Origin of the sequence: Streptomyces sp. NBC_01276, assembly GCF_041435355.1 — a bacterium.
Lineage (GTDB): Bacteria > Actinomycetota > Actinomycetes > Streptomycetales > Streptomycetaceae > Streptomyces.
The window spans coordinates 8176044-8199389 of sequence record NZ_CP108442.1 but is presented as its reverse complement, the minus strand read 5'-3'; the positions used below and the strand labels follow the sequence as shown (position 1 = coordinate 8199389).

Below are 23346 nucleotides of genomic sequence, written 5' to 3'. Positions count from 1 at the left end.
CTCGCAGCAGTCCCGAGCACAACCGCCGTCCCCAAGGACGACGGACCGTCAAGGGAGCCGCCCCACTAGGCTCCTCCCATCAGGGAGTACCCGTGATCACTCCTCGAAGCAGACTGGCCGGCGCACTCGCCGCCGCCGCGCTGGTCATCTCCGGCGGCAGCACGCTGATGATGCCCTCGGCATCCGCAGCGTCGACCGCCCCTGTCCCCGCCCCCGCCACCTACTCCGTCACCGTTGGCGCCAAGGGCTCCTGGACACACCCTGACGACACCCCCGCCGGCACCTACGTCGACAAGGACGGCACGTTCTACTTCCAGCAGGCCCACGCGCTCTACGGCGCCGACGATCCCCGCAAGTGGACGTTCTTCACCGGGACGAACCTGGACACCGCCACCCGGTCCGTCGCCATCAGCGACGCGGTCAACCCGGCCAACTCCAACGACCGCAACAACGACACCACCTGGCGCTGCAACAACAGCCCCACCGGGCTCGAAGCGACACCCGCCCCGGCGGGTTCGAGCTACGCACACCGGAACTACTGTGACCTCGCCGGCGTCTGGGTCGACCCGGACACCGGCGACTGGTACGGACTCGTGCACAACGAGTTCACCCCGCAGCCGTTCACCGACGGCCTGCACTACGACGGCATCGACTACGCGGTCTCCAAGGACCAGGGCCGCACGTGGACCATCAAGGACCACGTCATCACCTCGCACTACAGCACCGAGCGCGGGGACGACGCCGCCTTCCCGCAGCAGACCTTCCACTACGGCACCGGTGACCAGCGGCTGTTCGTCGACACCGGGTCCGGTTACTTCTACGCCTTCTACGGCTCCCGGATCGTGAACAAGGGCGGCGGCTGGGCCGCGTTCTACGGGCACGTCGCCCGCGCTCCGATATCGGCGAAGCTGGCGCCCGGCTCCTGGCAGAAGTGGTACGACGGCGCCTGGTCCGAGCCCGGCCTGGGCGGCCGCGAGAGCAACATGGTGCCCGTCGGCTCCGGCAGCGCGACCGGATACACCCCGCCGTCGAAGGAGTACGACCCGGCCAACAGCGGCTCCGTGAGCCAGCAGGTCGCCGCCGGCCTGATGCCCCCGACGTCCCCGCTGTTCGTCATGGACATCACCTACAACGCCCACCTCGGCCTGTACATCGGCCAGCCCCAGGCGGTCGACCAGAGCGGCAACGCCTCCCAGGAGATCTACGCCACCGCTGACTTGACCACCCAGAAGTGGTTCCGTCTCGGCGACACGGGCAGCTACAAGAACGCCTCCTGGTACCGCTGGTTCCTCGACAGCGGCAACAAGACCAGCTCCACCATCGTGGGCAAGAACTTCCGCTCGTACTGCTCCTTCGGCTGCTCCAACGGAGCCAGTAGCGAGTACGTCAACCTCGCGATCGACACGACCGAGCCCGCCGCGCCGGTCGACACCTCCAAGGCCTACCGCATCGGCAGCGCGGGCGGCCGGGTCCTGGCCCAGGTTTCCGGCAGCTCGGCCACCACGTCGAGCGCCGCCGCCACCGGCTCCGGCCTCGAGTCGTGGACTTTCGCCTCGAACGGCGACGGCTCGTACCGCATCGCCAACTCCGGCACCGGTCAGCTCCTCGGGGTGGGCGCTGCCTCGACGGCGACCCGCGCCTGGGGCACCAAGCCCACCGTCACCGCGGCGGGAACCGGCGGACCCACGGTCGGCCAGCAGTGGTTCGTCATACGCGGCACCTCGCCCGTCGATGGCGCCTCCACCGGCACGTACAAGATCGTCAATCGGTACAGCGGCCTCGTCATCGGCCTCTCCGCGGACTCCACCCGCCTTGCCGAAACCACCCCCACCCGCAGCTGGACCAACACCACCGGCAACGCGGTCGGCGGCACCCGCACGGCCGGCGAGCAGACCCTGACACTGATCCCGATCGCCCAAGTCCCCGAAACGGTGATGGTCACCAATCCGGGCAACCAGGCCGGCACCGTGAACAAGGCCGTCTCCCTCCAGGTCGTGGCAACCGACTCCCTCGGCAAGCCCGTGACCTTCACGGCGACCGGCCTGCCGACCGGGTTGAGCATCAGCTCCAGCGGCCTGATCACCGGCACTCCCACCGCCGCCGGCGCCTCGACCGTGACGGTCACAGCAGCCTCCGGCACCGCCGGGGGCACGGCCACGTTCACCTGGGCGGTCACAGCCTCCCTCGACGGAGTCCACACCCTCACCGCCGGGGGCAAGGCACTCGACAACCCAGGCCACAGCACTACCCCCGGCACCCAGCTCATCACCTGGTCACCCAACGGCGGTGCCAACCAGAGCTGGACGTTCACTCAACAGACCGACGGCACGTACCAGCTCAAGAACAGCGAGTCCGGCCTCTGCGCCGACGTCGAAGGAGGCTCCACCAGCCCCGGCGCGAAGATCGTCCAGTGGACCTGCAGCAACGGCGCCAACCAGCGCTGGAACATCACGCGGCAGGCGAACGGCACCCACACCGTCGCCTCCGCCTGGAGCGGACTGCTCCTGACCACCGCTTCCTCCGCCAATGGCGCACTGGTCACCCAGCAGCCCGACACCGGCACCACGCTCCAGCAGTGGACCGTCAACTGATGCCACTACGGCCGCCGCGGCCTTGACCGGCCTGCCGGGGTCCCGGCCCCCACCCGGGACCCCGGCAGGTCTTCCCAAGCACACGGCGACTGACGGCCGCGGCTGGAGCCACGTCACCCAGCTCCCGGCCCGCCCCGCTCAGGCGCTCTGCCACCGGCAGGGAACGAGTAACGACCGTCAGCCGGGACTCGGCCAGCAGGCGCGCGGCGGCCGTGGACGAGCAGATCGCCAATACAGGACGGTGCCGTGCAGGGCACGGCTGATAAAGCCGTGCCTACGATGGAGAACGCTCCAGCCCCGACAGTTGCGATGCCCGCGCCGAGGCGTTGTCACCGGGTGGCTATCCGAGCCAAACGATGTTCAGGACGGTCAGGCGGTGCAGGGGTCTGTTGACCCAGTAGGTGAGGGACAGCCTGCCGACCGACGCGTAGCGCACGTCCTCGCCTTCGGGGTCGTCGGCGTTCCACTGCCCGAACCCCCATGGGTTGACCGCGGCGGCGTCCAAGACGTCCCACACAGTGTCCTCTGCGTGCTCGGGCAGGGTGTCGAGAACCTTCGCAGCCGGCGCGGAGAAGCGGACCGCGTGCGGTTGCCCGGTCACCGGCGCCTTCCCCGCAGCTCTGCCATGTCAATCGTCTCGCCGTCGTCGTAGCCGGAGGCGACGAACGCGTCGACCGCCGGGGCATGGGCGAGGCGACCCTGCCAGTCCTGGACGACCTCGTACAGACCGGCGAGGGAGAACGTCCGGCGCGACTCCTCCAGCGCTGCCGTCCACTCCCGCTCGAAGGCCGGCACCCACTGCGGCGCACGCCGGTCGGCACGCAGCTGGGCGAGGAGTTCAGCCGGGGCACCGGGCGCGGGCGCATACGACGGGATGGGCGTGTGCTCAGGCTGAGCGCTCATGATCGTCCTCCAGGAAGTCCTGTCGCCCCACGCTAGTACTGCCGCTGCCATCAGGGTCCCGATTCAGGTGCGGCTGTTACATCACTGTGCCGCCGGATTCGGCGTACGCCACCGGGTCCGTGAGCAGTTTCAGCCGGTGACGCTCCTGATGCTCTGCACCCCTCGGTGGATTCGCTCTGGCGAGGGAACCCGGGTGCCAGTCGGCATGGCGGAACGAAGTCGGCGACGAAATGGGTCAGCAGTGCGGACTTGGTCACCGAACCCGTGAAGGGCGGGGACGGCCATGGACCAGCAGAGGGCCTTGACGGAAATGCCGGAGTAGCGGCACTTAGTACTGCAACGGTCTTTTTCGTGATGGTTTGTTGGCTTCGGGTGGTGTGTGGCCGCGTCGTTTGTAGTGGCTGATGCGGGCCTGGAACTGTCGTCGTCGGCGCCAGTGTGACCAGTGGAGGAAATGGTCGACGGGTGCCGGGCGACGGTGGGCGAGGCGGTGGATCAGGCGTCGGAGTTCGGGGAGGGTGAGGGGTATGAGCCGGGAGGATCCGTTTCTGCTTCCCCGGTGTCGAGTTCGCGGGCCCGCAGGACGGTAAGGCAGGCATGGGCCGCCATCGCCAGGGTCATGTGGCGGTGCCAGCCGTCGTAGCGGCGGACCTGGTAGTCGTCCAGGCCGCATTCCTGTTTCGCACTCTGGAAGCATTCCTCGACCGCCCAGCGGCTTCCCGCGATGCGGATCAGTTCGTCCAGGGTGGTTTCGGCTGGGCAGTAGGCGATGTAGTAGGAGATCTCGTCCGGCCGGCGGACGCTTCGGCGGGCGATCACCCAGTGCCGGCGGTCCTCGCGATGCCAGGGACGGACCTCGACCCTCGCCCAGTCGTAGACCCTGGGGCCGTGGGCGCCGTCGCCGCAGGAACGGCGCTTCCACTTCTGCCTCGGCAGCCCGGGAAACAGGTCGTGAACGGGATGATCCATGGCCCAGCGGGAGACGACGGTGTCATGGCGGGTGGTCGCCATGACATGGAAGACATCCGCCCGCTCCAGCTCGGTCCGCCAGCCTTTGGAGAAGCCGTAGGCGGCGTCCGCGGTCACCCACCGGAACGGAATCCGGTCCGTGATGGCCCGGCGGACCATGGCCTTGGCCATCACCACCTTCGTCTCGAAGGCGACTGTGTCGTCGATGCCAGCCGCCCGGCACCGTTCCCGGTCATCCGTCCATGACGTGGGCAGATACAGGCGCCGGTCGATCAACGTGCGGCCCCGGCCGCCGGCATAGGCGAGGAACACCCCGATCTGGGAATTCTCCGTCCGCCCTGCGGTCCCGGAGTACTGACGCTGGACGCCGGCCGAGCGGACACCCTTCTTCAGGAACCCGGTGTCATCCACGATCAGCACTGCGTCCGGATCGCCGAGATGCTCGACGATATAGTCCCGCACATCGTCCAGGACCTCATCGGCGTTCCAGTCGATCCGGTTCAACAGTCGGTGAATCCGGTCCGGACCCGTATGCCCGGCTTCTTCCGCGAGCGTCCAGCCGTTCTTCCGCTCCAGCGGAGCCATCAGCCCCCGCATATAGGCAAGAGCCGACTCCCGCGGCTCCGACCTGGAAAAACGGTGCACGAACCGCTCATGCAACAAGTTCAGTTCACCAGCCCACGACCGGGCATCAGCAAGCTCCCCACCCATGAACCGACCAACGACCGAACTGCCCAACCGTCACGGCAAACACCGTTGCAGTACTAGGACGACATCGAGGCCCACAGACCGGCAAAGTCCAGCGGGGCGAACGCCCTTCTCAGGGAGACGGTGCAGATCCTGGTGGGCAGCGTTGCGGGCTCGCTCTGCCGTCGGCCCGCCTCTACGGCCTCACCCCGCTCCTGTGCCAAGCCGTCGGCACCATCAGCGCCCGCAGCACACCGGTGGCCGGGCAACCTTGAGAGGGGGCTGGGCAAGCCCAAGCGGAGCCTGGGCAAGCCCCTTGCCCACGGCTTGCCGCCTACGGCCCGTCGCGCCCTGGGCCCAGGACGTCGGCGTAGACCCGGGCCGGCACGCCTGGCTCGCCGGGGTGCCGGCGCACCGGGCCAACGCCTGATGCTCTTCCAGCGCGGCCATGACGGCCCGGACGGGTGTCCTCGTCCCCGCCGGTGATGTCCAGGACCACCAGGCCGGGCTCCGTGATGTGCTGCTCGTCGATCGGCTTCATGACTGCTGCGACGGCACGACGGAGCCCGGAGGTTCGCCAGCGGCGACGGCGCCATCCCTACGAGGGAGCACCCCAGCTCGCCTGCACGCTCAGGCCTTCTGTGTCACCTGCCCCAGCGCTCAGAGGCGCACTGTGTGCCTGTGTCGGCTCCCTACATGACAAGTCGCGTGGTCTTTTGAGCAGGTCAGGGGCTTGTGACATCTGCCGACGACTGCTCGTCACCAGTCGTGTCTTCCCGTCGTTGTCAGGGTGATCGCACACCTGGCATTCCGGAGAGGGAGATCACGTGCTTCGTTCGACCATGGGCCGAGTGGTGGCCGCTGTTCTCTGTACGGCGTCGCTCGCCGCTGTGCAGACGGGGTCGGCCTACGCCGCCGACCGGACCGACAAGAAGATCTCCTTCAGCTTCCAGCGGGAGATGGAGACCCGTACCTGGAAGCAGAAGCGTGGTTCGACCTCCTTCACGGTGACTTGGTGCCGGGAGCGGGAGACGTTCTACGTCGAGCTACGGCGCTCGGTGATCGGGTCGGACATCAAGCTGGAGGGGCACACGTTGACTTGCGAGAGGGGAAAGAGGGCGTTTTTCACGGCCCACGACGACGGGACCTACTACTTCTACCTGAACAAGTTGCACGACTATGAGTGGGTCGAGGGCAACGCGACGATCGGCTACCCGAGCTGATGCACGGAGAATCCGCACGTACTGGTCACCCGGATCACCAGAGTCACCACCGGCCCGGCCGGCGCGGCCCACACCCGTGACAGCCTCCACCCGGTCGGCCCCCTCACGGCCATCGGCGACGCTTCCCGGGAGCAGCCGTTCTTCCTGGTCGTTCCCTAGCCCCCGCTCCCGCGCGCGGAGTCCTGGCCGTATGTTCCGCGCCGGGGCCCCGCGGAGTGCGGGGCGGCCCTTGGTGCTTGGCGCTGCGGGACGCCGTCGGCAGCTCTTACAGATCGGTGTACGGGGGGATGACGCGGACGAGGGCGATCAGGTGCAGGCGGGGCAGTGGCAGGGCGTAGAACCAGCCGTCGGCCAGGAGCGGGATGCGGCGGAGGCCGCCGGGCACGCCTCGGCGGGAGCCTTCGCCAGGTTTCGGTCTCGGCCGAAGCGGAGCCGGGTCGGTTGACAACGGACGGGCCGCCCTGGATCGAGGCCTTCCCCCGCAGGGACGGGGCGCGGTCCTCAGGAGGGACCCAGCTGTGCGAGCCGCCGTCCATCTCGTCGCTGCCGGCGGTCAGCAGCAGTCGCATCGGCATCGAACAGGATCCGCAGCCGATGGCCATCGGGCCCGTTGACGCCCAGCTCGGAAAGCCGCCGACCCTCCAGCCGGGCGGGATCGACAGTAACTGGGGGCGTCAGGGCCGTGTTCGGCCGCCTGGGCGGCGTACCGTGCGCCGGTGCCGGTGCCGGCGATCAGAGAGGCGGGCAGCGTGTCGTCCTCCGCCCAGGGATGGGTGTCCACCTCTTCGGGATGCAGGACACACGGCTCGGGGAGTTCGTGCTCCCATCGCAGCATGGGGACCTACGGATTCCTGAGACTGCCCGGCGCCTGGTCCGAGACCACGGGCATGACCGGCTACCTCCACATCCCGGGTCACTCGGGCGGTGACCCAGGTCACCGCCCGCCGGTTTCGGGCGTGAGCACTCCCTCGGCTTGCCGCCGCCGGACACCTGGCCCTCACGTGCAAGACCGTCACAAAAATGGACATGAACGAAGCCTGCCCGATGTAGCCTCGAACCGAAGCGAAGTAGTTGTTCCGAAGAGCGGAGGGGCAGCATGGAGCTCGCGTTATCGGTGACCGCATCGGTCCCGGACGACACCGGCAGCTGGACAGCATCCGCCGCCGCGCTGGCGGACCTGCGTCGCTGGCTGCAGCGCCATCCCGAGCTGCGCGAACAGCTGGGCCGTGCGCAGTCCGCAGAGCCGGGGGCCGGTGAGATGGGAGCGGTCGGCGAACTGCTGCCCGTCCTGCTCGCACCAGGCGGCCTGACGGCGGCCCTGGGCGCCGCTCTTGTGGCCTGGCTGCAGAGCCGGCGCGGCAGCCAGACCGTCACCGTCACACTGCCCGACGCCACGCAGATCACGGTGAGTTCCGAGAACGTCCGCGGTCTGAACGCGCAGGATTCGGGCGACATCGCCCGGCAGATCGCCGCAGCCCTGAACGGAGGGCAGCAGGCCATCGCGGTCCCGCCCGAACCAGGGCACCGGTCCCCGGAGGCGACCCCGGGCACGGTCTAAGCCGTGGCGCCGCTGGAGAGGACGGCCGGCAACCTGTCCGGCCCGGACTGCCGAGCCGTCGTGATCGGGACCGCCCGACACCCATCAGACGCACCATTGCCCGGCCTGCCCGCCGCCACCCGGTCCGCTCAAGCCCTGGCCGAAACACTCCACACGGCCTGCGGAATGCCCCGCGAGAACATCCAACTGCTGCTGAATCCCGCCGCGTCAACCGACGCACTGGTGGCCGTCCGGCGGGCGATCGAGGAGGCAGAGCGCGGCATCGTCCTGTTCTGTTTCGTAGGACACGGCTTGCTCGGCCCCGAGGACCGCCTGTACCTGGCCACCTCGGCCACGACTTCCGCCGACGACACCGTGCGAGCCATCCCGTACGCCGAGATCCGCAACCAGCTGAGCGCGGCCCCGGTACGCCCCGTCGTGATCCTCGACTGCTGCTTCTCCGGCCTCGCCGAGGCGGCCGCCCACGACCGACGGCGGGACCCGTATGTCTCTGCGCGGCCGTCGGGCAGCTACCTGCTCACCTCGGCGACGCACTACGCCAGTTCCTTCGCACCCGAGGGCGACGCGCATACCCTCTTCACCGGGGAACTGCTGGAGTTGCTCACCGACGGCGCCGACGACGGGCCGCCGCGCTTCACCCTGGCCGACCTCTACCGCCACCTCGACCAGCGGCTGCACCACAGCGGCGCCCGCCCCCACGCCGACAGCGTCGGCCGGATGGGGGACCTGGTCCTCGCACTGAACCCCGGCTACGCCCCGCCGCCCGACCCGGCCGTCCCGGCGGCCCTGACAGCGGACAAGAGCCCCTGCCCCTACCCGGGGATGCGACCGTTCCTCCCCGAAGAGCGGGGCTCCTTCTTCGGCCGCGACGACCTCGTGCGCGCGCTGACAGCCCGGGTTGGGCCCACCGCGGCGCCTGGCCCCGTGGTTCTCGTCGGGCCCTCCGGTGTCGGTAAGTCCTCGCTGCTCCAAGCGGCCCTGTCCGCGCCCACCACGGAACGCGGACCGGTCCTCTTCGTCCCGGCCCCGGGCGCCCGCCCCTTCCGGGAACTGGTCACACGCTGGGCGGGGGCCGTAGGGAGGCCCTTCGTCGAGGTGGCCACGGAGCTGGGAGAGGGCCGTTTCCCCGCGCCCGCAGACGGCACGAGGGCGCCGGACGTACTCGTGGTGGACCAGTTGGAGGAGCTGTTCACGCACCGCGAGGACGCCGAGGAGTACCGGCTGTTCATACGCGCCGTCGCCGCCCAGGACCCCGCGCATGCACCCCGGGTGGTCCTCGCCCTGCGCGCCGACTACTACGCGCACTGTCTGCGTGACCCCCTGCTCGGCCCGCTCGTACGCGAGGGGCAGTTCACCGTACCGTCCATGAGCGACAGCGAACTGCGTCAGGCCATCGAAGGCCCTGCCCGCCAGGCCGGCCTGACGTTGGAGCCCGCACTGCCCGACCTCCTGCTCCGGGAACTGCGGGAACAGAACGCCGACACGGCCGAGGTCGTGGCCCTGCCCTTCCTGGCCCACACGCTCCAACAGACCTGGACAAGACGTCAGGCCGGCAGACTCACCCTGGCCGGCTATTACGCCACCGGCGGTATCCGCGGATCGGTCGCACGCACTGCGGACCGCATCCACGCGTCCGCCACCGCTGCCGAACAGGCCGCACTACGCCGCCTGTTGCTGCGCATGGTCCGGCTGGTGGACGAGGAGGGCAAGGCCGTTCGCCGCCGCATGAGCGTGGAGGACCTGACAGCGGCCCCCGACCAGGAAGGACGATGCCGGCACCGGGCGCTCCTGACCCGGCTGGTGGAGGAACGGCTCGTCGTCGTCGACGATATGGGCCGCGCCCAGCTCTGCCACGACTCGCTGCTCCACGCGTGGTCAACCCTGCACGAGTGGATAAAAGAGGACCTGGACGCGCTGTTGGTCCGCCGCCGCCTGGGCGAATCCGCCGACGCGTGGGCGGCCGCCGGGCGCTCCGGCAGCGGCCTGTACTCCCGCAAGCACCTTGCCGCCGTACAGGCCACCACAGCCGCCGATCCCCAGGGAAGCGAACTGCGCCAGGTCGACCGCGATTTCCTGGCCGCGAGCATCACGGCCGAACGGCGTGGCCGGACCCGGGTGCGAGCAGTCATCGGGGTCGTCGGCATACTGGTGATGACCTTGGCAGGAGCGCTGCTGTGGGGCACCTGGGTCGATGCGGAGGTTCGCCGCAAGGAGACCCTGGAACTTGCCCGGCAGCTCGTGGCCAGGGCGGACGACATGCGCGCGAAGGACCCGCAGACGGCGCTCCGCCTCAGCCTGGCCGCCTACCGGCTGGCCAAGACCCCCGAGACCCGGTCGGGCCTGTACACCGCCTACACCACTCTCACGCCGACCACCTTCCAGGGCACCCACCAGCCCGTCCTCAAACTCGCCTACGGCGCCGACGGACACACTCTGGCGGCAAGTCTGAAGGGCGGGGAGGTGGCGTTGTGGCGGCTGGCCGACAGCTCGGGGACCGGGCAGGAGCCCGTGCAGGCCGCCGCCCTGCGCCTGGACGACAGCGCCGCCATCGTCTTCCACCCCCAACGCCCGCTGCTGGTTACACAGACCCGGACGCGGCTCGGAGTGTGGAACGTGGCCGACCCGGCCCGGCCACGTCGGCTCGCAGACGTTCCCACGCCCGGCGGGCAGGTCTACGACGCACGGATCAGCCCGGACGGCACCCTGCTCGCCACTGGAGCCGAGGACGGCGCGCTGCGGCTGTGGGACATCGCCGACCCGGCACGCCCGGCCCTCCGCGCCACGCGTGACGAGGCCGATACAAATCTGATCTCGCTCTCCTTCCATCACGACGGTCGGCTCCTGGCGGCCGGAAACGGTATCCCGGCCGACGGCCGTCCCGCCGAGGTCCGGCTCTGGGACGTCGGCGACCCCGCGCAGCCCGTCCTCCTCGACACCGGGCACGCCGACTCTGTGATGACCGTCGCTTTTCACCCCAAGAGCGACATCCTGGCGGCCGCCGGAGCCGGAGGCCTGTACGGCTGGACAGTGGGAGCGGACCAGAAGCTCACTCCGGTGGCCCCTCCCGCGATCCCCGGACGGCGTTGGACCACTCACACGATCCCGTCCATGGTCTTTGCACCCGACGGGCTGACCCTGGCGGCGGCCGACTCGGCGAGCGGGCACGTCCTGACCTGTATCGCTGTGGAGAGGGTCAAACCGGACAAGGACATCTGTAGCGGCGAGGAGGATCCCGAGGCTGGCGAGAAAGTGCAATCGGTGGCCTACAGCCCGGACAGCGCTGCCTTCGCCGCAGGCGATTTCCAGGGGGAGGTAAGGATCTGGCCCACACGGCCCGACGCCACGAGGCTGCCGGGCGAGCTCGGCAGCCCCGACCCCGGCACCAGTCCCTTCAGTGACGACGGCTCCTTGGTCGTCACCCGCTCCTACCCGTCCACGCGGCAGAAAGAGATCCGCGTATGGGACGTCCGCCACCCCGACGCTCCGCGGCTGCGCTTCCAGGTGCCCGACCCCTGGGAGGCCCGGTACTTCCTGCCGAAGCACCCCAAGCCCGGTCTCCTCAGCCATCGCTGGACCGAGGACACCAAGGACCACGTCTTTCGAGTGTGGGAATTCGAGGGCCCCGAAGGGGCACCTGTGCCCGGTGCGGACATCCCGTTCACTGCCTCCGATGTCCTCACCGGCGTCAGCGAGGACGGCCGGCTCCTCGCCGTCGGGGACCAGAACACGGGACATGTCGACCTGTGGGACCTGCAGGATGCGCTGCACCCCGTACGCCGTTCCGAGATGCAGGTAGCGCTGCAGCTGAGCAAGGGCATCCTGTGGTTTCTGGACGCCACGACCCTGGCTGTACTGAAGGGCGATGACCTTCAACTCTGGGACCTCTCGGACCCATCCCACCCCAAGGAAGGCGCCGTGCTTCCCGGAGGCGGCCAGATGGACGGTTCGGCGTACTTCCGTTCCGCGCACATCCTGATGACCGAGGCCACTGGCGGCACCCTTCAGCTGTGGGACCTGTCCGAGCCGGCCCATCCGCGCAAGGCCAAACGGCTCCCCGCCGCAAGCGGCGGCTACTACCCGGCGGGGGAACACCGTCTGGTCACCGCTCTGGGCAGCGGGCTCGTCCAGTTCTGGGACATCCGCGATCCTTACCGCCCTCACGAGTACGACAGCCGCAGGCTGGACCAAGGCGTCAAGAGCCTTTCCGGCGACTCCGACCACCGGTGGGCGGTGTCAGCACAGCCTTTCCAGCTGTGGCAGGTGGGCGGGGACGGCCGCTGGGGCGCCCAGCCCTTCGCCACGTTCAGTCAGGCACGGCAAGTTGACCTCCTCCCCGGACAGCCCTACGCGGCAGTGAAGAAAGAGGACGGGAGCAGCGGCGCGTACTCCTCGACCTATTTGCTGGAACTGGACCCGGACAAGGTCTACCAGCGCATGTGCACCAGCCATCCCGGCAGCGTCACCCGGGAGCAGTGGCGCGACCTTTTCCCCGACCTGGAGCCGCGTTCTTCCTGCGGTTCCCCACCTCACTCGAAGTGAACTGTGCGAAGAAATCCTTGCACCGTGCCGGAGGCCGAGGTATCCGGTCGAACCGCCACCTTCGGGCAGTTCCGCCCAGCCGCCGCAGCACCGCCTCCATGGCTTGGACCAGGTGCGGGTCTCCGCCTCCGCGAGCACGGCTCGCCATCGTCCCGAGTGGGCCAGGGCGCCGACCAGGAGATGTGCGTTGGCGCCGACGCCCCACTCTGCGGGCGGGTCCGGGAGCTCGACCCAGTCGAACTGGATCTCCTCACCCGGAGGATGCGCGATGATCTCCACCTCGCGGCCGCTCGAAGCCCGGCATGGTTCGCAGTGGGGTCGCGCTTTGTATCGCCGCAGGGCCCGGGTGAAAGTTGAGTAGCCGCCCGAATAGCCGAGTTCCACCACTTCGTCGAAAAGTCCATGCCTCATGCAAGCGCAGTGGGACCGCCTGCGCCCAGGGGTTAACGGCGCCCGACTTCAGCGTGCGCCGCGGAGCAGGAGGTCAAGGATCGGGCCGGCCCACGTCTGGGCGTTGTTGAAGCGGGGGAGGTCGTGGGCGTCGAGGGTGCCCAGGTAAGGCCCACGCGTGCAGGGGACAACCCCGGTGGGTCAGCGGCGGGCGGCCCCAGGTGTCGTAAGGCCCACGCGTGCAGGGGACAACCGGTGTGCTCACTGGATCCCTCCCCCGGATCTCGGTGCCGTCGATGATCCCGGTCTGTCCGCTGGCGCCGAGGTAGTCGATGACTTCGGCGAGGGTGCGGAGCCGGGCGCCGGTGGCGATCGTGCAGCCGCGGGTTGCGAGCAGCGGCCGCACCTCGCCGATAGCGGGGGTGATCGTGGACCGGGCGACACCAAACCAGCAGGCCAGCACGTCGTGAGTGGCACCGTGGCGAAGGTGGACGAGCGTGGCCAGGAGCCGGTCCACAAAGACCAACGGGTGCTTTGCGCCGGCGGGCCCGCTTACGTGGCCTGGACTCCAGTCTCGCCTGGTGGCGTTCCTGCCATAACGGACCGATCTCGGCGACGAGTTCGGCGATCACACCGGCCGACAGACCTGTGATCCGCCGATCGCTGGTGATCGCCGCACGAGACCCGTTCCCCACCACATGAACATGATCGAGGATCAAGATCGATCGTCACACCCCCAACCATGCACGAGCTCGTTAGTCAGCACCTCCCGCATAGCGGGGGAACCTCATGTCGCACTGCCTGGCCTGGCCGGGCCGGTTCCGGGCTGCTTGGTCATTCCGGTCAAACATGCGCAGTCTTTCAGTCAAGCTTGACCGCATTCTTTTCAATCATGACAGCGTTTCGATCTCAACTGACCCTAAACACTGTGGAGTTAATGTCCATGCCAAGGTTCAGATCCAGGGTGGCAGCAGCCCTCGGCTCCGCACTCCTCGCCTTCGCCGGTATCTCGACAGCGGAAGCCGCACCCGCCGCCCCGTGGAACCCGGTGTCCAACGCCAGTGCGGCCCCTAAAACGCTTACCGCGGATGTGTGGACCCCCGCCCGCATGGAGGCTGCGATCCCGGCTGATAATGCCCGGCACATATCCGCGCCTGCCAAGGACCAGCCGTCAGCGGCCCCCCGTCGGACCCCGTTATCGGTCACCCCGGCCGGGCCCAAGGCCGTGCAGCAGCCCGTGCCAGCGACCCAGGCCGGCGACACTGCGACCGGCCCTACGCTCGCGGCCACCGTGAACGCGTCGACCTTGGTGGGCAAGGTCTTCTATCATAATCCCGCAAACGGCAACGACTACGTCTGTTCGGGCTCCTCGGTGAACAGTGCCGCCCAGAACGTGGTCCTCACCGCCGGGCACTGCGTCTACGACGGCGCCTGGATGACCAACTGGATCTTCGTTCCCTACTACGACCACGGCGCACGCCCCTACGGCACGTGGTACGCGGCCAACATGACCACCTTCAACGGCTGGACGCAGAATCACTACCGCGAGTACGACGTCGCCTTCGTGAACGTGTGGAACAACGCCGACACCCTGGGCCACACGGTAGGCGGTGAGGGCCTGCGCACATGGGGCTCCATCCCCCAGGCCGTCCTGGGAGTGACCGCCCTTGGCTACCCCGCGGAGGCTCCGTACGACGGCCAGTGGCAGTACTACTGCCTGGGCAGTGCCACCCTGGACACCAGCGACAACACGCTCGGCATGCCCTGCCCGCTGAACGGCGGCAGCAGCGGCGGTCCCTGGCTCCAGAACTACGACAACGCCACCGGGCTCGGCTACGCCGTGGGCATCAACGAGTCGACCTCCGGCAGCACTCTCTACAGCTCGCCCTTCACCTCGGCTGTGAGCAACCTCTACAGTCTTGTACAGGACGACGTCTATTCCTGACCCCCTCGGATGCCGGGAGTTAAACCGCATGCCGACCAAGCGGACCGCCCTGCTCCTCACCATCCTCCTGCTGGCCGTCGGCTGCGGGCGGGCTACCAGCACGGCGGGCGACTGCCCTCCCTCCTCACCCCCCGCGGCGGCCGACCAGGCAACGAGCCGGCCCGTCACCGACGACCCGTCGGCCGTCGCCTCGTACTGGACCGACGAACGCATGCACAGTGCCAAGCCCGCCCCCATGCCGTCCAAACCGGAGCCGACCTGCGGCCACTGACTCCGCCTCGGATACGGCGCGGCAGAACGCGGACACGAGATGGTCCAGGACCCATCGGGTCCGGGACCATCTCGTGTCCATGTCGCCGGGGCGGGCTGCTTTGTCCTACGCGGGACCCTGGTCCGGGACAGCTACTGGCCACACCCCACCGGAATTGCCCGTGCGTAAAGTTCCGCAGGCCACGACTGTCCGGTGGTTCCACGACCACTCTGGGTGTATGCATGACTTCAGACTCGGGCCTGTGCCGCCGGTACGCCTGCCCGGACACGCTGGCTGGGGGAGCCGCCCGTCAAGAAGCCTCACTCCAGCGGTGGTATCGGACGTCGCCGCATCCAGCTGGCTTTCTCGGTGTGCTTGGCCCACCTCCTCCGACCTGAGCCCTTGTTCGACTCCGGTCGGGGCTGGCCCCAGCGGGCTACCGTGAGCACGTCGCGGGTGGGGCCGCTCCAAGCCGGAACTGCCGGTGTCTGGTCTGGGCGGGTCTGACTCGGGCCGGTTGGCGGCGAGAAAGCCATCCAGCCGCCACGACCGCCAATCCGGCGAACCTATGCGGTCACAGCACTAGAGTGTCGCAGCGACGCCTCACTTAGCGGACCTGGTCACATGACGGCATGGCAGACTCCGCCCCAGCGACCTCGTCTCGCACCTGGTGGTTCGCAGCAGCCGCCGCCCTCCTGATCGCCGGATTCCTCTGGCTTCTCTGGAAGGGCCCCTGGTTTCTCGACAGAGCGCACCTCAACGGGGCCACACCCGGGGTGGCGTCGGTCGTGACCGGCTTCCGCACGGCAGTCGTGGCGGTCGGGGCGGGCATTGTGGCTGGCATCGGCCTGGTCCTCAGCCACCGCACGTTCCAGCACGCGCGTGCGAACGACCGGGTCCAGGCCGAGCTCACACGCGGCACTCTCGAAATCACCCGCGGCACTCTGGAGCACGCGCAGGTCCGCGACAGCGAGCAGGCCGAACTCACGCGCGAGGGCCAGGTTACCGACCGCTTCACCAGGGCAATCAGTCAGCTGGCCTCGGAACGAGATGTGGAGACGCTGGGCGGCGTTTACGCGTTGGAGCGGATCATGGGGGACTCCGAGAAGGACCACCCCACTGTCGTGGAGGTCCTTGCCTCGTTCGTCCGCTACCACGCCCCGGCCGGAAGGGACCCTGGCATGCCCGTGACCAATCGTCCGCGGCCGACGGAAGCGGTCCAGGCAGCACTGACCGTCCTGGCGCGCCGCCCGAAGCGCCATGAGCCGTTCTATATCGACCTCCGCGGCACCGACCTGCGCCACGCAGACCTGAATACCGGAAACCTCGCTAACGCACAGCTCTCGGAAAGCGACCTCCGCAACGCCAACCTGACCAGCGCCAACCTGCACAACGCCAACCTCGCCCGGTCCGACCTGCGGGGCGCCGTCCTCCGGGACTCGGACATGAAGGGGGCAATCACCTTCCAGGCATCCCTTAGCGGTACCTACATGGCCGGCGTGGAAGGCCTTACTGCGGAACAGGTCGTTGCTGCATTCCCGTCCGACACCACGGAGCTTCCCCCGAACCTGGCAGCCAACCAGGAAGTCCAGGAACGGATCTTCGACCTTGAAATGGAGCAGCATGCCAGAGGCGCCCGCGAGGCTGCCGCCGAGCACCCTCCGCCGGACGCTCCACACACGGATCCCCCTCAGCGTGACCGCCAGCAGGCTTCCGGCCGAGGAAGTCAGGCAGCCAGACGCGCCGCGAGGTGACACGACTCTGAGTCCCCAAGCACGCCTGATGCAGTCGTGCTCGACTCCCTGGGGTGAACTGCGGTTGTCAGCCTGCCCGCCCCAAAGCCCTTGCCAACGAACATAGTCCGCCCTGGTCAGCGCACCGCCGTCGGCTACCTTCGCTGACAAAGGACAGTCGTGTACATCTGCCGTCGGAACTCGGGTTCTGGCCCAACTTCCGTGATCCGCACCCCTGGGTGACGCATTGGATGCCTGATGGGCTGTGGGCCGATGCTCCCGTGAGAGGTGCGGCCAGGCACTCACCGGGAGGAAGTTCTAGAGCAATCCAGGTCATTGCCAGGGTTTGAAAAGCCACTTCGGGCATTTCTCGGTGCGGGCCTGGTAGACGACGGGGGTGCCGTTGCGGTGTTTCCCGCCCGCCACACCGACGCAGTGCACGTCGCCGATCTCGAAGCGGTCCCCGTGTCCTTCCAGCCCCCACTCTGTGTTCAGGTTCTGGTCCGAGCAGTCCGCCTGCATGATGTCGCCACCCAGTTCGAAGCGGTCCCCGGTCAGGACCAGGCACTTGTCGCTGTGCTGCACCCGGAGCTTGACGAAGAGGATGTGATTGGTCTGCTGGCTGGCCGGCCGGTCCTCCAACTGCCCGACAGGGGTGTCGAGGCCGTCTGTGACCCGCCACCGCTGGTCCGTGATTCCCAGGCAGTCCCACAGGACTACATCCGCGCCGGAGTGCTGGGAGGATCCCGGGACGGCCAGGCATTTGCCGTCCGGACTGCGGATCTCGTAGTACTGCACGGAAGCGTGAGCTGGGCCCGCAGCCAGGGCACCCATGGCCAGGGACTGCACGGCGGTGATCCCGAAGGCTGCGGCCACGCGGGCCGCGGGACGCCGGGGTATGCGGGTCATGGGTCCTCCTTCGGTCATATGGGATACCTAAAGCCGACGCTAGTCGCCCTCCGGGGGCCACCAGGCCTCAGGTGCGTCCATTCGGGTGACCCGGTGTTGGCCTCTGCTTTCGCCTGCTTCCGGCATCTCCAGGTAGGAGGCCTACTCAGAGCACAATACGAAGATCAACAATTACAGAGCGTTGATGCACCACAGAACTTGAGCCAGAACCGGAACTCGTGAACAGAACCAGGCGACCTTCCACGACGCATTCTTCAAGCAGTGCGGTCAAGGAGCTCGGGCCCGGCGGCCGTGGTCTGGCGCGGCGGAAGGTGGGTGAGGCCAGCCTTCTCGGCGCGGGCCCGAGCCAGGGCGCGGGCTTCCGACGTTCCCCTGGCCCGTTCCCGTTCCTTCTGCTCGCGAAGGCGCTGGGCCTCGGCCCGCCCCTGGGCGAAGGAGCTCTCGGGCTCGAGGATCCGGGTGCGGATCTGCTCGCGTGCGGCGTGGACGATCCGGGCGTCCACGGGGCCGCTGCGACGGTGGGCGCGGTGTTGGGCGATGGCCTCCAGGTAGCCCGCGGGCTGCTCGTAGGGCTCTGCCCGCGGCGGGGCCGGGTTCGGGGCCGCGGCCGCACTGCGGGGTGTGCCGGCCGGGCGCGGGGCGGCGGGGGCGGTGCCGGGCGGCAGGATGCGGATGCTGCGGACGGCGGTGGCGGAGCCCATGACCTGGTTGGCGGCGTCGATGAGCTGGCGGGTGCGGAGCCGGACGGCGGTGGCATAGGGGGAGGAGGAGGGGCGTACGGCGAGTTCACCGGTTTCGGGGTCGTAGCCGGCGAGGGCGACGTGGCCGGTGAGGTCGGTGACCACGGCCGGCCATTCGTCGGCCAGCGATCCGCCGGCGGAGGGCAGTTCCCAGGCCCGGTCGGTGACGAGGTTGGCGAGGAGGGCTGCGAATCCGATCGGCTCACGGCCGTCCGGCTATCACCACACGCTGATCATGTGAGAGCTTCCGCAGTTGCCCGGCGTCCAGCCTCTGGTGCGCCGCACGGAGTGCCTCGCCAAGCTCGGCCAGGCCGTGCGCTTCCTTCGGCCGGCTGCGGGCCAGCAGCGCGGCCGTCCACGCCGCGAGCGTCGGCTTGCGCAGTGCCGCGATCGCCGCGGCGAGCTGTCTGTCTCCGGTCTTCCGGGCCCGGGCCGCGTACTCATCCCGGGCCGCGGTGAACTCCGCCGGACGCAGCGCCCGCAACTCCGACTCCACCGACTCCACATCCATGCCCGCCAGTCTCCCGCCCACAGCCCAGCCGGGCCGTGCACGTCGCCGTGTCCCAGCACTCTTTAGCCAGCGCTGGAATCCGAGACGATCAGAGGGCCGCTTCGTCTTCGTCGTCGCCCTCCTCGGGCAGGATGTTGCCGTCTTCGTCAAGCACGGGGTGAATCTGGCCGGGATCGTGTCCGTTGGTGTCCGTGGGGCGTGGCTCCTCGGGGCCGTCGGGGCCCCAGCGCACCAGGCGCCGGACACGGCCGATCAGATACACGCTGTCCCCGACTTCGAGGCGGTTGACGAGTCCGGCCCGGAGCCGGTCGGCTGCCTCGGCGCAGGTGGCCAGCTGCCCGGCTGCGGTGCCCGAAGTGTGGCCGGCGGCGGTGAGGGTGCGGGCGTCTGCGGTGTCGTCGGCATCGAAGGGGATCAGGCCCTGCATCCGGGGCCACGCCCAGGTCAGGGCGAAGTCCAGGGACCGGCGCGCGTCGTGTGCGCTGGCGTGCGGGCCGCTGACCGGCTTCCACCCTCTGTCGGTCTTCTCCACCACGGTGAACGTCGCGGGCAGGAGCAGGACGTCCGGGTGGGTCTCCAGGGCTCGCTGCGAGTCGGCGAGGACCATGGCGGGGTAGCGGGTACCGGCGTAGGACAGGTCGCGCAGCGCCAGCCGTTCCGCGGCCTGCATCGGGGTGACCGGCGCGTCGGGATCCAGCACCAGACCGGCGTCGATCTCCGCCCGCCGGGCGCCGCGCGTCCAGTCGGGGGCGGCTGGCTCCGGGTCGGTCGGCCGGGGCTCCTCAATGCCCGTCGGACCCGAACCGGCGTACTCCTCGGCCCGCACGATGCGGTACCGGGTGCCGGCCACGGTGAGGTCGTCGACGCGCTCACCCTCCAGGCGGGCCACCGCCGCCAGCAGCGCGCACCGCTCCTGCCGGTCGCGCGCCTCGTCCTTCGCCCGGAACCACAGCAGCGAGTTCAGGCTGTCCCGTGCCTGCTGCGGGCAGCCGGCCGTCACGGGACGGACCACCGACCAGCCCGGTCCGCCGCGGACGTCCTGCGCGGCCACTCCGAACAGCGGTCCCCTCACGGCCAGATCGGCCAGCTGCTTCGCAGCATCGGCGGCATCCGCTTCCACGACCGCCTCGACCGGATCGACCGGTACCCGTACCACCACCGGCCGGGCGCCGCCCGGTCCCATATCACGCTGCTCCATGCCCACATCCTGCCCACCCGAGGAGACCGCCGGGACGCTTTCGCCGGGATCAGCAACGCGAGAGCCATCTGCACTTGCCGCAAGCCCGCCACGGGGAATCCGAACCCATACGGTCCTGGAATCGCGGTCCGCCACCTGCTGGACTGGCTCCCGATGGCCATCATGGAACTGCTGCGCGCGCACCGGTTCGCACTCGACGTCACTCCTGTCCAGGTCGAGGTTCTTCAGCGGTATGCCACCGCCGCCAGGTGCGGCTTCGACTTCGCCTTGGGCTACATGACGGCCGTGCACCGCGTCTGGGAACGTGGCCGCGACCGGCTGGTGGCCGAGGGGATGAGCCGTGCCGAAGCCAACAAGAAGGCCCCCAGGGTCCAGGTGCCTTCAGCGTTCCAGGCACAGGCCTGGTTCCGCGAAGTCAAAGGCCAGCCGTTCATCGGCCCGCTGCCGGAAGGAGAGGAGGGCAAGGAACCGTTCCCGTGGTGGGAAGGCGTGAGCAGCAGGGCGTACTACACCGCGTTCGACGATGCCTCGACCGCGTTCAGAAACTGGCGGGCCTCGGCGGCCGGCCAGCGCGCCGGGGCCCGCGTCGGGTACCCGCGATTCAAGCGGCGCGGCGGACGCGAGCGCTTCCGCCTGGTCCACAACGTGAAGAAGCCTGAGATCAGATTCACCGGCCCCCGCCGTCTGCGGATCCCCGGGGGTGGCGGGCAGGCCGCGTTCACCGTCCGGCTGCACCAGTCCGCCCGGGACCTGGTCCGCCGCATCAGCGCCGGCACAGCGGTGATCACCTCGGTGACCGTGTCCCGCGAGGGCCACCGCTGGCATGCGTCCGTGCTGTGCCGGGTTGAGCAGAGCATCCCCGACCGGCCGACTCGCCGCCAGGTGGCCGCTGGCCGTATCGGCGCCGACCTGGGCGTCAGCACACTGGCAACCTTCTCCGACCCGCTCACCCTCCACTCCCACGCCCGGGCCGTCGAAGCAGTCGACAATCCCCGCCATCTGGAAAACACCCGCCGGAAGCTGGCCCGCGCCCAACGCGTCATGGCCCGCCGTTACGTTCGCGGTGCCGCCCAGCAGTCGAAGGGATACCTCGAAGCCCGGGACCGCGTCGCCAAACTCCACGCGCAGCTGTCCGCCCGCCGGGCACATGCTCTGCACCTCATCTCCAAGCGCCTGGTCCAGCAGTACGCCGAAGTGGCCCTGGAGACCCTGAACACCAAAGGCATGGTGGCCTCGGCCAAAGGAACCACGGAAAGGCCGGGCCGCAATGTACGCCAGAAAGCCGGCCTCAACCGCGGCATTCTGGACGCCGCGTTCGGCGAGCTGAATCGGCAGATCGAGTACAAGGCCCTCTCGTACGGCGCCCGAATCGCCCGGGTCTCGACGTACTTCCCGTCCTCCAAGACGTGCTCCGGCTGCGGATGGATCAACCAGGAGCAGACCCTGAAGGACCGGCAGTTCCACTGCCGCGACTGCGGGCTGGTACTCGACAGAGACCGCAACGCCGCCCGCAACATCAAAGCAAATGCCACATCCACCGGATATGGTTCGAAACAGACCCCTGGAGAGGGGCTGTAATGCCCGTGGACCACTAGTAAGTCCCGGTCGGCACCCAGGTGCCGGCAAGGCAAGCGGGAAGAAGCGGGAAGGCCCGAACAGGCCATCTAGGGCAGTAATGCCCTAGCCGTCCCTATATATCCATAGCGTGCAGGCATAGGAAGAATGCCGGAACCAGCGGAAGTGATGCCGCAACGACAACCGCCGCAAAACTGCAGCAGGTCAGCCAGGGTCCGGCCCGTACGCGCAGGGATGGTCCCGCGAGGTAGCGCCGTCGGCCGTCCAGTAGTGGTCCGGCCCGTACGCGCAGGGATGGTCCCGCGAGGCGTATGCAATGGGACCCGAGGGGCTAGTCCGGCTCGTACGCGCAGGGACGGTCCCGCACCACCACTCGAAACCCATCCACACCACGGGTTCGGCCCGTACGCGCTGGGACGGTCCCTACCTGCTCTCCGGATCCGGGTGTAGAGCGGGGCCGGCCCATACCCACAGGGACGGCCCCCTCCCCATCCAGGTCGGACTGGACGACCCGAAGTCCGGCCCATACGCGCAGGGACGGTCCACCCAAGTGGCTCATGGGCTCCTCGACGATGCCGGGCATGGCGACGGCATCCGCCGGGCTGCAGGTGAAATGCCGGATCGGCTCACGCCTCGCCAGACCTGACACCAGGCTGCATGCGACTGGGGTCGTCGTCTTGTCTCGAAGGTCTCCTCACGAGCGTCGCGTACGCAGCCGGTCGGTCTGCTTCGCGAAGCCGGTGTCTGATCGGCGCCGGTCGTAGACGGCCTCGGGCCGAATCCCCGCGGCGAGAGCCGCCTGCCGGAGCACACCGTGGACAGCGAGGTGCTCGTAGAACGCCGTCCACTGTGCCTCGGTGGCAGCGGCGCTGGCGGGTTCCGGGGTGATGCGGCTGGCGGTAGCCCGGTCCGTGGCCGCGGCAAAGCCGGCGTCGCGGCGTCGGCGCTGATAGACGGCCGCGGTCGTGATGCCGAACTCCGCCGCGGCCTTCGTCGTCGCCATCCCGGCACGCATGTACTCGAGGAACTGGCCGCGGCGCTCCGGCGTGAAGCGGGACGGGCGGCGTTCCGCCCGCTTCACGGTCGCGGCGGCCACCGCGTCGCATGCGGCAGCGAATGCTGGCTGGTCGCTGCGCCAGGTGCTGGCCTGACCGGCTCCGTCGAACAGGATCTGGGACGCCAGACTGGGGGAGGTTCCCAGGGCCAGCAGCCGCAGGTAGTCCGCGCGGCCGGCGATGCCGACCGCCTCGGCGCTGTCCGGGTCCACACCGGCCAGCGCGAGGGCCAGCGCCGTATCCGTCCGGGCGCCGCGCAACACCTCACGGACGACCACCCCCAGTTCCTCCGCCACGGCCTGAACGCTCTGGCCCGTGCGCAGCCGGGCCAGCACAGCGGACCGTACGCGGGCCGGGAGCTTGTCTGACATGAGCGCACCGTAGGACTTCGGCCGCCCTGCCGGCCTTCCCGACACACCGCGTCAGTCTTTGCCCTGGTGCCACGGGGATTCCGGGCCCTGAGGGTGTCCCAGGCTGCACGGCGAAAAACGGCGGGGCCTGTGGCGCACGGAACGCGTGCCGGTGCTCACCCCACGCAGTACCGCAGTGGAGAACCTGTCAGCCGTCCAG

At 69.1% G+C, this 23346-nt stretch carries 18 protein-coding genes; 8 read left to right on the top strand and 10 right to left on the bottom strand.

Annotated features, from left to right (window positions below; genetic code table 11):
* Nucleotides 1–92: 92 nt before the first annotated feature.
* Nucleotides 93–2591 carry an RICIN domain-containing protein gene (locus tag OG295_RS36950; RefSeq protein WP_371681033.1) on the top strand — a complete coding sequence of 833 codons (2499 nt, stop codon included), beginning with the start codon at nt 93–95 and terminating at the stop codon, nt 2589–2591.
* Between the two features lie 340 nt (nt 2592–2931).
* On the opposite strand, the gene OG295_RS36945 is transcribed toward OG295_RS36950, so the two are convergent.
* The 4 genes from OG295_RS36945 to OG295_RS36930 form a co-directional block, all read right to left on the bottom strand.
* Nucleotides 2932–3192 carry a hypothetical protein gene (locus tag OG295_RS36945; protein WP_030241655.1) on the bottom strand — a complete coding sequence of 87 codons (261 nt, stop codon included), beginning with the start codon at nt 3190–3192 and terminating at the stop codon, nt 2932–2934.
* Nucleotides 3189–3494: a DUF6247 family protein gene (locus OG295_RS36940; protein ID WP_285529438.1), complete on the bottom strand. Its 306-nt coding sequence runs from the start codon at nt 3492–3494 to the stop codon at nt 3189–3191. The genes OG295_RS36945 and OG295_RS36940 overlap by 4 nt, the downstream gene beginning before the upstream one ends.
* 495 nt (nt 3495–3989) lie before the next feature.
* Nucleotides 3990–5174, bottom strand: coding sequence for an IS701 family transposase (locus OG295_RS36935; RefSeq protein ID WP_371681032.1), 1185 nt, complete (start codon nt 5172–5174; stop codon nt 3990–3992).
* A 310-nt stretch (nt 5175–5484) separates the two neighbouring features.
* Nucleotides 5485–5691: a DUF6207 family protein gene (locus tag OG295_RS36930; protein WP_371681031.1), complete on the bottom strand. Its 207-nt coding sequence runs from the start codon at nt 5689–5691 to the stop codon at nt 5485–5487.
* Between the two features lie 286 nt (nt 5692–5977).
* On the opposite strand from OG295_RS36930, the gene OG295_RS36925 reads away from it, so the two are divergent.
* The 3 genes from OG295_RS36925 (at nt 5978) to OG295_RS36915 (ending at nt 12470) form a co-directional block, all read left to right on the top strand.
* The gene (locus tag OG295_RS36925; protein ID WP_371681029.1) at nt 5978–6373 is read left to right on the top strand and encodes a hypothetical protein; all 396 of its coding nucleotides are present in this window, start codon (nt 5978–5980) and stop codon (nt 6371–6373) included.
* A gap of 1096 nt (nt 6374–7469) precedes the next feature.
* Nucleotides 7470–7931 (top strand): hypothetical protein, encoded by a 462-nt coding sequence (locus OG295_RS36920; protein ID WP_371681028.1) that lies wholly within the window; start codon nt 7470–7472, stop codon nt 7929–7931.
* A gap of 3 nt (nt 7932–7934) precedes the next feature.
* On the top strand, nt 7935–12470 hold the full coding sequence (locus OG295_RS36915; RefSeq protein WP_371681027.1) for a caspase family protein: 4536 nt from the start codon (nt 7935–7937) through the stop codon (nt 12468–12470).
* Between the two features lie 484 nt (nt 12471–12954).
* Here the strand turns inward: OG295_RS36915 and OG295_RS36910 are convergent, their stop codons facing one another.
* Entirely contained in the window at nt 12955–13377 is a 423-nt protein-coding gene (locus tag OG295_RS36910; RefSeq protein WP_371681026.1) for a transposase family protein, read from the bottom strand.
* A gap of 774 nt (nt 13378–14151) precedes the next feature.
* Here OG295_RS36910 and OG295_RS36905 point away from each other — a divergent pair.
* From OG295_RS36905 to OG295_RS36895, 3 genes are all read left to right on the top strand, one after another.
* A complete protein-coding gene (locus OG295_RS36905; RefSeq protein ID WP_371681024.1) occupies nt 14152–14805 on the top strand; it encodes a serine protease in 654 nt (217 codons plus the stop codon).
* 28 nt (nt 14806–14833) lie between these two features.
* Entirely contained in the window at nt 14834–15076 is a 243-nt protein-coding gene (locus OG295_RS36900) for a hypothetical protein (protein WP_371681023.1), read from the top strand.
* Nucleotides 15077–15687: 611 nt separating this feature from the next.
* On the top strand, nt 15688–16809 hold the full coding sequence (locus tag OG295_RS36895) for a pentapeptide repeat-containing protein (RefSeq protein WP_371681021.1): 1122 nt from the start codon (nt 15688–15690) through the stop codon (nt 16807–16809).
* Between the two features lie 312 nt (nt 16810–17121).
* On the opposite strand, the gene OG295_RS36890 is transcribed toward OG295_RS36895, so the two are convergent.
* From OG295_RS36890 to OG295_RS36875, 4 genes are all read right to left on the bottom strand, one after another.
* Nucleotides 17122–17697: an RICIN domain-containing protein gene (locus OG295_RS36890; RefSeq protein ID WP_371681020.1), complete on the bottom strand. Its 576-nt coding sequence runs from the start codon at nt 17695–17697 to the stop codon at nt 17122–17124.
* A 254-nt stretch (nt 17698–17951) separates the two neighbouring features.
* Nucleotides 17952–18635 carry a DUF721 domain-containing protein gene (locus OG295_RS36885; protein ID WP_371681421.1) on the bottom strand — a complete coding sequence of 228 codons (684 nt, stop codon included), beginning with the start codon at nt 18633–18635 and terminating at the stop codon, nt 17952–17954.
* Between the two features lie 4 nt (nt 18636–18639).
* A complete protein-coding gene (locus OG295_RS36880) occupies nt 18640–18948 on the bottom strand; it encodes a hypothetical protein (protein ID WP_371681019.1) in 309 nt (102 codons plus the stop codon).
* An 88-nt stretch (nt 18949–19036) separates the two neighbouring features.
* Nucleotides 19037–20146 (bottom strand): DUF5954 family protein, encoded by a 1110-nt coding sequence (locus OG295_RS36875; protein WP_371681018.1) that lies wholly within the window; start codon nt 20144–20146, stop codon nt 19037–19039.
* Between the two features lie 153 nt (nt 20147–20299).
* On the opposite strand from OG295_RS36875, the gene OG295_RS36870 reads away from it, so the two are divergent.
* Nucleotides 20300–21724 (top strand): RNA-guided endonuclease InsQ/TnpB family protein, encoded by a 1425-nt coding sequence (locus OG295_RS36870; protein ID WP_371681017.1) that lies wholly within the window; start codon nt 20300–20302, stop codon nt 21722–21724.
* Nucleotides 21725–22415: 691 nt separating this feature from the next.
* Here OG295_RS36870 and OG295_RS36865 read toward each other — a convergent pair.
* A complete protein-coding gene (locus tag OG295_RS36865) occupies nt 22416–23147 on the bottom strand; it encodes a hypothetical protein (RefSeq protein ID WP_371681016.1) in 732 nt (243 codons plus the stop codon).
* Nucleotides 23148–23346: the final 199 nt, after the last annotated feature.

Excerpts from the sequence above, each read along its gene's own strand:
- OG295_RS36940 (WP_285529438.1), bottom strand. The coding sequence starts at position 3,494 with ATGAGCGCTCAGCCTGAGCACACGCCCATCCCGTCGTATGCGCCCGCG.
- OG295_RS36935 (WP_371681032.1), bottom strand. The coding sequence starts at position 5,174 with ATGGGTGGGGAGCTTGCTGATGCCCGGTCGTGGGCTGGTGAACTGAAC.
- OG295_RS36930 (WP_371681031.1), bottom strand. The coding sequence starts at position 5,691 with ATGAAGCCGATCGACGAGCAGCACATCACGGAGCCCGGCCTGGTGGTC.
- OG295_RS36920 (WP_371681028.1), top strand. The coding sequence starts at position 7,470 with ATGGAGCTCGCGTTATCGGTGACCGCATCGGTCCCGGACGACACCGGC.
- OG295_RS36900 (WP_371681023.1), top strand. The coding sequence starts at position 14,834 with ATGCCGACCAAGCGGACCGCCCTGCTCCTCACCATCCTCCTGCTGGCC.
- OG295_RS36895 (WP_371681021.1), top strand. The coding sequence starts at position 15,688 with ATGGCAGACTCCGCCCCAGCGACCTCGTCTCGCACCTGGTGGTTCGCA.
- OG295_RS36890 (WP_371681020.1), bottom strand. The coding sequence starts at position 17,697 with ATGACCCGCATACCCCGGCGTCCCGCGGCCCGCGTGGCCGCAGCCTTC.
- OG295_RS36880 (WP_371681019.1), bottom strand. The coding sequence starts at position 18,948 with ATGGATGTGGAGTCGGTGGAGTCGGAGTTGCGGGCGCTGCGTCCGGCG.
- OG295_RS36875 (WP_371681018.1), bottom strand. The coding sequence starts at position 20,146 with ATGGAGCAGCGTGATATGGGACCGGGCGGCGCCCGGCCGGTGGTGGTA.
- OG295_RS36870 (WP_371681017.1), top strand. The coding sequence starts at position 20,300 with ATGGCCATCATGGAACTGCTGCGCGCGCACCGGTTCGCACTCGACGTC.
- OG295_RS36865 (WP_371681016.1), bottom strand. The coding sequence starts at position 23,147 with ATGTCAGACAAGCTCCCGGCCCGCGTACGGTCCGCTGTGCTGGCCCGG.